This window comes from Coprococcus eutactus (genome assembly GCF_001404675.1).
Classification (GTDB): Bacteria; Bacillota; Clostridia; order Lachnospirales; family Lachnospiraceae; genus Coprococcus; species Coprococcus aceti.
The window spans coordinates 1,007,401-1,018,350 of sequence record NZ_CYXU01000001.1 but is presented as its reverse complement, the minus strand read 5'-3'; the positions used below and the strand labels follow the sequence as shown (position 1 = coordinate 1,018,350).

6 protein-coding genes and 1 tRNA gene are annotated in these 10,950 nt (G+C 46.4%); 6 read left to right on the top strand and 1 reads right to left on the bottom strand.

Going from position 1 to position 10,950, the window contains the following annotated elements; all coding sequences use genetic code 11:
- Positions 1–50 precede the first annotated feature (50 nt).
- The 4 genes from ARA78_RS04390 (at position 51) to ARA78_RS04375 (ending at position 5,686) form a co-directional block, all read left to right on the top strand.
- Positions 51–121 (top strand) — tRNA-Trp (locus ARA78_RS04390).
- 301 nt (positions 122–422) lie between these two features.
- On the top strand, positions 423–1,535 hold the full coding sequence (locus tag ARA78_RS04385; protein WP_055280054.1) for a metallophosphoesterase family protein: 1,113 nt from the start codon (positions 423–425) through the stop codon (positions 1,533–1,535).
- 2 nt (positions 1,536–1,537) lie between these two features.
- Complete coding sequence (locus ARA78_RS04380) at positions 1,538–3,211, top strand: ATP-binding protein (RefSeq protein ID WP_055280053.1); 1,674 nt, start codon at positions 1,538–1,540, stop codon at positions 3,209–3,211.
- Between the two features lie 27 nt (positions 3,212–3,238).
- Complete coding sequence (locus ARA78_RS04375; RefSeq protein ID WP_055280052.1) at positions 3,239–5,686, top strand: hypothetical protein; 2,448 nt, start codon at positions 3,239–3,241, stop codon at positions 5,684–5,686.
- 218 nt (positions 5,687–5,904) lie between these two features.
- Here ARA78_RS04375 and ARA78_RS04370 read toward each other — a convergent pair whose 3' ends face one another.
- Positions 5,905–7,842: an ABC-F family ATP-binding cassette domain-containing protein gene (locus ARA78_RS04370; protein WP_055280051.1), complete on the bottom strand. Its 1,938-nt coding sequence runs from the start codon at positions 7,840–7,842 to the stop codon at positions 5,905–5,907.
- A gap of 238 nt (positions 7,843–8,080) precedes the next feature.
- Here ARA78_RS04370 and ARA78_RS04365 point away from each other — a divergent pair, with 238 nt between their 5' ends.
- Both ARA78_RS04365 and ARA78_RS04360 read left to right on the top strand, forming a co-directional pair.
- A complete protein-coding gene (locus tag ARA78_RS04365) occupies positions 8,081–9,877 on the top strand; it encodes a hypothetical protein (protein WP_055280050.1) in 1,797 nt (598 codons plus the stop codon).
- An 18-nt stretch (positions 9,878–9,895) separates the two neighbouring features.
- Positions 9,896–10,945 carry an FAD:protein FMN transferase gene (locus ARA78_RS04360; RefSeq protein WP_022216222.1) on the top strand — a complete coding sequence of 350 codons (1,050 nt, stop codon included), beginning with the start codon at positions 9,896–9,898 and terminating at the stop codon, positions 10,943–10,945.
- The last annotated feature ends 5 nt before the right edge of the window (positions 10,946–10,950 follow it).

Sequence of the window (10,950 nt, the reverse complement as noted above, 5' to 3'; positions counted from 1 at the left end):
GTACCGGGAAAATTTAACGCTGCAGCAGGTGTTAAATTTTTTCTGTATATAGGGGATTGGTCAAATGGTATGATAGGAGTCTCCAAAACTTTTGGTGGGAGTTCGATTCTCTCATCCCCTGCTAGACAGGCGTCAGAAACCTTGTAAAACCAAGGCTTCTGGCGCTTTTTGTTTGTGAAAAAACAAAATCCGTAATAATTACGGAACGAAAATCAAGGAGCAATATACTTCATGTATGAACTTAAGAGACAGTTTTCTACTGTTGAATACAGAGAGAAAACACATGTGTATCAGACAGGAGGTATATGATATGATGTAGACAGGGTCCGCGGCATATGCCGTGGACTTTATTCTTTATGAGCAAATTTTAACGTAATATGTTAATATAGAAAAAGAATAGAGATGACTGAGGTTGAGGAACTATGAGAATAATACACTGTGCGGATATCCATCTTGATTCAGCCCTGAGTGCACATCTTGGAAGAGAAAGAGCCAGAGGCAGAAGAAATGAGATACTTAACACATTCAGGAAAATATTCGGGTATGCTGCAGAGAATGACGTGCAGGCGGTAATAATAGCGGGGGATCTCTTTGATTCAGAGACAGTGTCTGCCACGACGATAAATGTTGTTCTGGGGGAGATAGCGAAGTATGCTGAAATAGATGTGTTCTATCTGAGGGGAAATCATGACCCGGATGAAAGCTTATTTGCTGGGCGGAGACTCCCAGAGAATCTGTATTTATTCGGAGATGAGTGGACGCAGTATCAGCTTAAGGGATCACGTATAGTGATCGCGGGCGCTGTGCTGAATGACGAAAACTGCAACAGCATATATGATGAACTCGAACTGGATGAGAACGATATAAATATTGTCACACTCCACGGACAGGAGCAGGAATATGGCAGGGCTCGCAACATGAATGATGTATGCCTGAAGAAACTCAGGGGAAGAGGCATAGATTATCTGGCACTGGGACATGTGCACGGAAGAAAGCTGGAAAGCCTTGATCACAGGGGATTCTACTGCTATCCGGGATGTCTGGAGGGCAGGGGCTTTGACGAGTGTGGTGAGCACGGCTTTATGATGCTTGATGTGGATGAGAGGAGGCATACGGTTGAGACCGAATTTGTGTCATTTGCATATAGAAGGCTGTTCGATGTGGAAGTGGACGTGACAGGGGCAGAGTCAAGCTCTGATGCGGCGGACATGATCGCAGACAGACTGTATCAGGAACTGCCGGGGACCATGGAAGATGAGTCCAGGGACATGGTGAGGGTATCCCTCACAGGCGCGGTAAATGTTGAGAGCGAGATAAACACGGATTATCTGACTAAGCAGTTTCAGGATTCGTTCTACTATATAGAGATATTGGATCACACGGATTTTCAGGTGGATTACACGAGGTATATGAATGATGCGTCCCTCAAGGGCGAATTCGTGAGGAAGGTCATGGGGCAGGATATGAGTGAAAATGACAAGGCATATGTGATCCAGACAGGACTCAGGGCTCTTGCGGGCGAGGAGATATTTTAAGTATGAGATTGATATCTTGTTATATAGATGGATTTGGCAAATTGAATAACATGGAAGTCCAGTTCAAGGAGGGGATAAATAAATTTGTCCAGGATAATGGCTGGGGCAAGTCGACTCTTGCTGCTTTTATCCGGGTCATGCTGTATGGCTTCGACGGTGAGACGAAGAGAAATGACATTGAGAATGAAAGAAAAAGATATCGCCCGTGGTCGGGGGCTGCCTATGGCGGAGAACTGGTATTTGAGAGCAGGGGCAGAAACTACAGGGTTCAGAGGACATTTGGCGCGAAGAAGAGCGATGACAAATGCGTGATATACGACGGGGCGACTCATGCTGTGACAGGAATGTTCACGGATAAGCTTGGGGAGGAGCTGTTTCATGTGGATTCTGCGTCATTTGTGAGAAGTATGTACATAGGGCAGGATGACTGCCGGACCTGGGCGACGGATGGGATAAGTGCTAAGCTTGGTAATATCGCTGACAGCACGGATGATATAAGCAATTATGAGAATGCCAGACAGATACTGAAGAATGTTATAAACAGGCAGTCGCCAACCAAGCGGACGGGGGAACTGTACAGGAGAAAATATGAGCTTGATGGGATGCGTGAGCAGGTCAGGGAGCTTGATGGAATAGACAGAAGTATAAATGAGCTGAATAAAAATATCCGTGAGATAGAAATGCAGAATCAGAACCGGATGAGGCGGCAGAGACAGAAAGCCGTTGTAAAGCATGAACCGTTGAAGCCGGAATCAGCGAAGCCAGAGGCAGATAATGCAGAAAAACTAGAAAGCATTGGAAGTAGCATAAATAATAAAAAACGTGGCAGTAAATATATCATGACAGGATTTTGTGCGTTGATCGCAGCACTTTTATCTCTGGGGATGTGGAAATTTATGCTTGGAATAGAAGAACCTGACGATATGGCTATGATTATATTTGTTGTATGTGCAGGTATGCTTTGTGTACTCGGAATCTACTACATTATACGCGGGATAAATGAAAAGATTTGGCACAGGAAGAATAAGGTGGAAGAGCCGGGGGATGCCGCTGATGATACCAGATCGGACGGATCAGATGATATATATACAGCCGATGACGAATCCGATATGGATGAGGAGATGTCGGTCTATATGGCAGAAAACATGAGACTTGGTGAGTATGCCAGGGAACTGGCGGAGCTCAAGCTTCGAAGACAGGAGATAGCTGCTGTGACGGCATCGTTGGCGGATAAGAAAAAGGCTTTGGAAGACGATCTGCACAGATACGAGCTCAACGTAAAGGCGTACGAGCTGCTGGGGGAGGCCAGGGATACATTTGCAGTGGGACATTCGGTGCCGGTCATGGAGGCATTTGACAGGTATTATGAGTGCGTTACAGGAGAGCATGCAGGAAATGTACAGGCGGCCCCGGATATGACAATCAGGTACAGAGAGCAGGGAATGTACAGGGATTCTCAGACCTTGAGCTCGGGACTGGCGGATATCCTCGGAGTGTGTGTAAGAGTTGCAATAGTGGACAGCATGTATCAGGATGAAAAGCCGATGCTCATAATGGATGATCCATTTGTCAATCTTGATGACAGAAATATGGCGGGGGCGAAGAAATTTGTGGAGAAGATATCGGAAAAATATCAGATATTGTATTTCACATGCAGCCAAAATCGTGTACTATAGATACATAATAAATACTCAGGAGGAAGTATGTTGCGAACAATAAGGAAGGGATTGTATAAGTCGAATAACGTAAGATTTCTTGCTCTGCTCATCGCTGTGGCATTTGTTCTGCTGACGGAGATGGCGTGTGTGGGGAACATGACGGCCAAAGCGGAGACTGCAGGGGATGTGGCTGCATCTGTATATGCGGATACGGAGGCTCCGGGGGTGGCGACGCCTACCAGCGTGGTGGAGAAAACAGCACTTAAGATGAACAGCAGTACATATGTGTTTACGAACTCCACCGATGGCATGTTCAGACTCAGCTTTGCGGAGGGCGAGAGTTACTTCATTGGTTCAGGTGAGGACAGTGATACACTTATCACATATGCACTGATAAGATATAACTCCAAGTTTTATCTTGTCGCAGCGGATGACAGCGATGCAAATGTGCAGTATAACGGAAGCTACACAGACACCAGCTTTGAGATGCTGAAGTCAGCGAATTATAATTCTTCAAGCAGATATGTCAACATGAGCGTTAAGAGCGGCAATACCATAGAGCTCAAAAAGTTTACATTTGCCAGGGACTATTCTGTAGCTCTGACAGGATATTACAATGGAGTGTATTATAGCGAGGGCAGTCCGGCGACAGGACTGTTCACAAGATCTGGGTACTGTGATTACTTTGTGAGTGGCAAGGCTGTTGTGGGAGATGGCTGGTACAAATATGGCAGCAGTTCACCGGCAGGGGAGCTTGTCGACGCGGATATATCCGGAAGCATGTCTGGAAATGATGTGAAGTATATCCAGCTTTTTGATGGGCATGTTGTGAGCGCTTATCACGGCAATTATTTCTACAGCTATAATGGAACAGTCAGGATCACCGTCAAGAATAAGGCGATCATGGTAAATAATATAAAAGTCCTGTTTGACAAGAATGGAAATGCGTACAAGGGACTCAGAACAGAAAATTCCAGAGTGTACTACTACGAAGCGGGTATTCCGGTCAAGAACGTGGTGAAGCAGTTTGGAGAAGACTATTATTACTTTGGAAGTGACGGCGCTGCGGTGAGATCGACCTGGATCACATCAGGAAACTGCGTGTATTATTTTGCGGTGGACGGCAAGGCAGTAAGGCGGATGCAGTCGGGAAGACTGTACCAGTATTCGTCGGGAAAATGGACCAGTACGGCAACCGGTGTATACGAGGTAAACAGAAGATATTATTACTTTGTGAACGGTGCGAAGAGCAACGTCACGAAGTGGTATGAGATCTCAAGGGATAAGAAGTATTACATAAGAAACGGAGAGGCAACCTATTTTGTACAGGTGGACGGCATAAGATACAGATGTCAGAAGGTGGCGAGCGAGGGCGGCTGGACGGCTGCGGTGAATGCGTGGATACCTTCATTTGGACATGTTGTGCTCCACACGGACAGCACGGGAATATCTGATGCGATATATTACAGATCGACACATACTGTATCGGGATATGCAGACACGTACAGAGTATTCTCGAATAACAGATGGATAGTAAAGAAGAATTCTGTGGTGAGACTGCAGGACAACTGCAGTTACTTTGGTAAAACAGGTAAGGCTGTCAGAACAAAGGGCTGGCAGACGATTAGTGATTACAGTGCGGCTTATGTAGGCGATGAGGGAACTGTAACTGAATATGTGTATTATGACGAGAGTACAGGATATTCCGAGTACAGAAGTGGCAAGCTGCTCAACGACAAGTCTGAGGGTCTTAAGAACGCCAAGATCAACAACAAGAAGGTGTATTATTTCAGCGATGCAAATGGACGCTGCAGTAAACTCACGAAGATAGTAGTGGGTGATGTGGAGTATGAATTTGACAGTTGGGGAAGATGCTTCAAGACAGATTCGATAAGCTGGGATTTTGATGAATGGATGAAGAGGGTTGTCAATGAATATCTGGGCAAGACAGGAATCTACTGCAATGTATTTGTGGCAAATGCGCTTAGATACGCAGGCAGCAGCACTCCGGGAAGTGATATGTCAGTCAAGTACACTGACTTTGCAAATGGCGGATTCGTGATCAGTTCATCAAATATATGCTCAGACTGGGCACTCCGCAAGGTCATCGCCAAGGCGATTCTGGCGCAGAATGGAAGCTGGGGTGAGGCGACGGATTACGAGCTCACAGCGGACAGGGAGGACTTCTCATACGATGTGCTCCTGCCTGGTGATATAGTTGTCTACTATACGAATGGAGAGCCGACCCATGTCGGAATCTATTTTGGAAAGTTCTCTTCAGCGACTGCACTTAAGCAGTATCTGAGAAAGCTTGGAGTTCCGGCTTCGGCATGTGAGGCATATGTGCATGACTGGGGTTCTAACAGCGGAAATAAGCCTGAATACTGGATCATTCAGGGTGGAATGGGCAGCAGCGATCAGGTCTATATAAGCAATTCTGCATATGATCTGTCGGGACAGTATGCCATGAAGATAATTCATGTGAGACATTAGAATGTAGAGAGATTGACATAAATGTATAGGGAACTGTGCATGAGACATGTATGAACAATAGATGTACAGGAGACTGTGCATGATAACAAAGAAAACACCATATATGAATACGGTGAGTGGATACCTTATATGGATCCTCTTTGCTGTAGTCGTATATGGTGTTTTTGGTATTTGTTGATATAGTTAAGCCTGCAGGTTTGACATGAGCGATCCCGCCATCAGTCATCCTCGGACAGTTCCTCCCATTTCGTGTAGAGCTCGTTGAGTTCTGTGTCGGCTTCGTTCCTCTGCTTTGTGAGGTCGTTCAGCAGACCGACATTTGTGGCGTTCTCAGGAAGAAGAAACTGTTCATCGATCTCTGCGATCCTGTTCTCAAGTTCCTCGATGGATGCCTCAAGCTTCTTCAGGTCATTTGCCTTCTTGCGCTGCCTTGCCGCCTCAGCTTTGCTTTCCTGCCATGAGAGCTTGGCCTGTGAGACAGCGGGAGCGGTCTGGGCCGGTGCGTCAGAGACTCCGCTTATTGGAGTGAATGGACTTACTAAATCTGTGGAATACGTTCTGTGGGTCTCGTAGTAATCGTAATTGCCTATATAGCTTGTGAGCTGTTTGTCCCTTAACTCGATGATCCTTGTGGCCGTCTGGTTGATGAAGTATCTGTCGTGAGATACATACAGGACAGTGCCGGTGTAGTTCCTTATGGCATTCTCCAGTATCTCTTTTGATGTGATATCCAGGTGGTTCGTCGGCTCATCCAGAATAAGAAAGTTGGCTGAAGAGAGCATCAGTTTGGCAAGGGACACACGTCCACGCTCGCCACCTGACAGATCCTGTATCCTCTTGAACACGTCCTCACCTGTGAAGAGGAATGCCGCAAGGACATTACGGATTCTGGTGTTGGACAGATCAGGGTAGGCGTCGCTTATCTCATCGAATATGGTGTTGGACATCGTGAGTACCTGATGTTCCTGATCGTAGTAACCGATCTTGACGCGTGATCCAAGGATGATAGCTCCGGCATCTTTGGATACAAGCCTGTTGATCATCTTCAGTATGGTTGTCTTTCCGGTTCCATTTCCACCTATCAGGGCGACGTGTTCGCCACGTTTGATATCCATATCTATTCCTGAGAACAGATTATTGTCGCCAAATGATTTGGAGAGTCCTTCGATCGTAAGAACATCCTCGCCGCTTAAGACATTTGGCTCAAGAGTGATCCTCATCTCGGATGCAACCTCGGTTGGCTTGTCGAGACGTTCTATACGTGAGAGCATCTTCTCACGGCTCTCTGCACGTTTGATGGACTTCTCACGGTTGAACTGCTTGAGCTTCGTGATGACCTCCTCCTGATGCTTGATCTCCTGTTGCTGGTTGAGATATGCCTTCATCATGTTCTCACGGATCTCTGCACGCTTTTGTGCGAAGTAGGTGTAGTTGCCATTGTATACCTGGCTGTGGCCATTGTCGAGCTCGACTATCTTGGTCACGATCTTGTCGAGGAAATAACGGTCGTGGGAGACGATGATGACGCTTCCCTGGTAGGATGACAGGAAGCCCTCAAGCCATGAGATGGATTCCATGTCCAGATGGTTTGTCGGCTCATCGAGGATGATGATATCCGGCTTCACCATGAGTAGTCTGCCGAGTGCAAGTCTTGTCCTCTGGCCACCGGACAGAGAGTTCGTGTGGCGGTCATAATCCTCCTTGGAGAAACCTAGTCCTTTGAGAACTCCATTTGCCTCGCTCTCACAGCTATAGCCGTTCTTATATTCGAATTCGTGGGTGTAGCGGTTGTAGAGCTCCAGAGATCTCTCAAGCTCCTCACCGGTCTGTTCAGCCATGGTGTGTTCCAGTTCGCGCATCCTGTCCTGAAGCTCAAGGATAGGCTTTAGCGCATCCATCATGACACCGCGGACAGTAGTGTTGTAATTGCTCTCCTGATACTGGGACAGATAGCCGATGGTCCTGTCCTTTGACACTATGACCTGACCGGAGTCAGCACTTTCCTCACCCATTATTATCTTGAGAAGAGTGGTCTTGCCGGCGCCGTTTATGCCGACTATAGCCATTTTCTCCTTTTCCTCAAGATGAAAAGAAATATTGTCCAATATAACATCTGTGCCAAATGCTTTGCAGATGTTCTGACAGTCTAAAATCATAATTTAACCTCTCATTTGTGTTCTAGCCTTTTAATTATATATACAAGCCTTTACTTTCGCAAGAAAATGGAGTGGATTTTATACTATAAGGGTGGAATTGCACTGTTTTTTATAAAATGTTCATATTATTTTAAGCAAAATACACAATTATTGTGATATACTAGATAAAGATATGCGTGGATATAGGAAAGACGCCGCAGAGCGGATTGATATATAATTACAGAAAAGGAATGATGGAATGGATTATAGCATCTATGACTATAATAGTGACGAGAAGCTTCTTCAGGAACAGGAGATAGAGGAGATCAACAATGTGAAGATGAGTCTGCTCAACACTCTTGTCACGAAGCTGAACAATGCGGGAATATATTTTAACAGTACATCGAGAATCAAGTCAGAATCGTCACTTCTGCACAAGCTGGAGACTGGTAAATACTCCATGCAGGAAGGTGGAAGAAAGATTCAGGATATCATAGGTATACGAATCAACCTGTTCTATCTGGAGGACATGGATATATGTGAGAAGATACTTGAGGAGACGTTTCTTCTGGACAACTGGTCCAAGACGAAGAATGAGGAGAACAAATTTGAGGCACAGAAATGTAACGGTGTGTTCAGGATACCGAGCAAATATCTGCGAAACATACCTGCAAGTGTGTGGAACAAGCCATTTGACCAGACATTTGAGGTACAGCTCAGGACGGTGCTCTTCGAGGGTTGGCATGAGATAGAGCATGAGATGAGATATAAGTATAAGCTGGGTTCTGATTCCAAGGAGACCGATCTGTGGACTGGACATGAGGATCTGTCCAGAGTCATGAACAGTATCATAGCCAATCTGGAGCTGTGCGACTGGTCTATCATGCAGATTTTCAACAGTATTCACGACTCACAGTACAAGGAGAAGAACTGGGAGAATGCCATAAGAAGCAAATACAGGCTCAGGATCACGCAGGATCCGCTTAAGTCTGAACTCAGGGAATATCTGGACAACAATCCGGACATCGTGGCGCAGTTCCACACTGTGAGCAAGCGCGAACTGGTTGAGATACTGCTCAACAAGAAGTATCACAAGGAGCTGACTCCTGACAGAGTTATTTATCTGATCAACAAGGAGATAGTCCACAACGAGTATATATCAAGGCTGCTTGACAAGGAGCAGTTCGTTCCAGCGGTCAGACCAGAGGTGAAGACTGAGATAAAGCCTATGGTTCCGAATGTTGTGTACAGCCACAGGGTAGGAATACCTGCGGCGGGTTATGACAAGGCGTGTGAGATCATATACAAATGGGTCAGAGAGCACATCAGTATGGTGTTCCCACAGATGCCCGAGGAACTCACGAGTGTGGATTATTCCACCATAGGATATAAGGTATATATAACATATGAGGCCGGTGAGTTTCATATGGATTTCCAGCACATAAGCAATTCAGAGGCTGGTGTTATATGGCATGTGACAGTGGATATGGTGAGTGCCGGGGATATATATGATGTGAATGTGGAGAACATATGTGAGACCATCAACGTCAAGGAGAGAAGATACAGCAGGCCAAAGTTTATGAAGGATATGTTCAATCAGGTTGGCTTTGTAGACGCCGGGATAGTCATGGAGGAGGGATCAAGCCCTGAGGAGATCAGCTATGACAAGCTGAATGCGATTGTTGAGAGCCCTGACAGATATATGCCGATCATAGTCATAGTGAAGCCGGATGAGATACCGGACTGGGCGATAGACTGTGATGGATATATACTCAGAACGGATATGCTGAAGAAGACCCTCAACGGTTTGTGTCATGTATATCTGTGCAGTGGAGACTGCAAGAAGCGCTACGAGGAGGAGTACGGTAAGGAATCCGTGGATGGTGGAGTTATGATGTGGGAGAAGAACAGTAACTACCCGATATTCTACTCCATGGATATCATCAACCAGAGCTTCTTCGAGGAGGTAAACCACAGCATCAATGAGAATGTGGAGTACGAGAAATCCTTCAGATATTCGCTGAGAGAACAGGTTCACGACGAATATCTGAAATAACACAGAGGTAGGCAGACCATGAAGAAATGGTACAGGATAGCAGCCGTAGTGGTTGTCATGGTGGCTGTGATTGCTATGGTCATCATATCAGGCGTGAGACGGTCAGGTGAAAGTGAATATACAAGGAACACGATCACCATGGGAACGGCTGCGTCATTTACAGTGTATGGAAGCCATGGCAGTGAGAATATAGACGGGATGCTGAAGCTCATAGACAGCCTGGACAAGGATGTGCTGTCATGGCGCTCAGCGGACTCTGAGATATACAGGGTGAACAACACATATAAGCCTGATGAGGATATCACGGTGAGCAGCGGACTTGCGGGTGTGCTGAAGCAGACGCTTGACATATCGAGGGCTCATGACGATCTGTTGGATATCACCATACGGCCTTTGGCGGATGTGTGGGGGATAGAAGATGGCAGGACAGAGATTCCATCACAGGCGGATATAGACAGTGCACTGAGGCTGGTGGATGTGTCAAAGGTAAGTGTGGATGGCGATACGTTAAGGATATCAGAGCCTGGTATGATGCTTGATCTGGGAGCAGTCGGCAAGGGATATGGCTGCGACATGGCAGCAGAGTATCTCAAGGGTACTGATGCGGCCGGTGCATGTGTGGCCCTGGGCGGAAGTATAGTTGTGTATGGAAGCAAGCCTGATGGTACAGCCTGGAAGGTCGGTGTCAAGGATCCGAGAGCTGGAGAGGGAACGACCATGGGTGTCATAAGCTTTGGCGATGGGGAGACGGCATTTGTATCCACATCGGGAGATTATGAAAAGTATTTTGAGCAGGATGGCAGGAGATACCACCACATACTTGATCCCCGGACAGGATATCCGGCATGGAATGGCACTATAGCGGCCACGGTAGTGTGTGATAACGGACTGACCAGTGACGCCTTGTCCACACTGTGTATGCTGATGGATAAGGATAAGGCTATGAAGACCATTCAGGAGTATGGTGCGGAGGCCGTCATCATAGATGAGGATAAGAATGTGTATGTCAGTGAAGGCCTGAAGGACCGATTCACCATAACGGCAGAAGACTATAAATTGGCAGAGTGATGTGA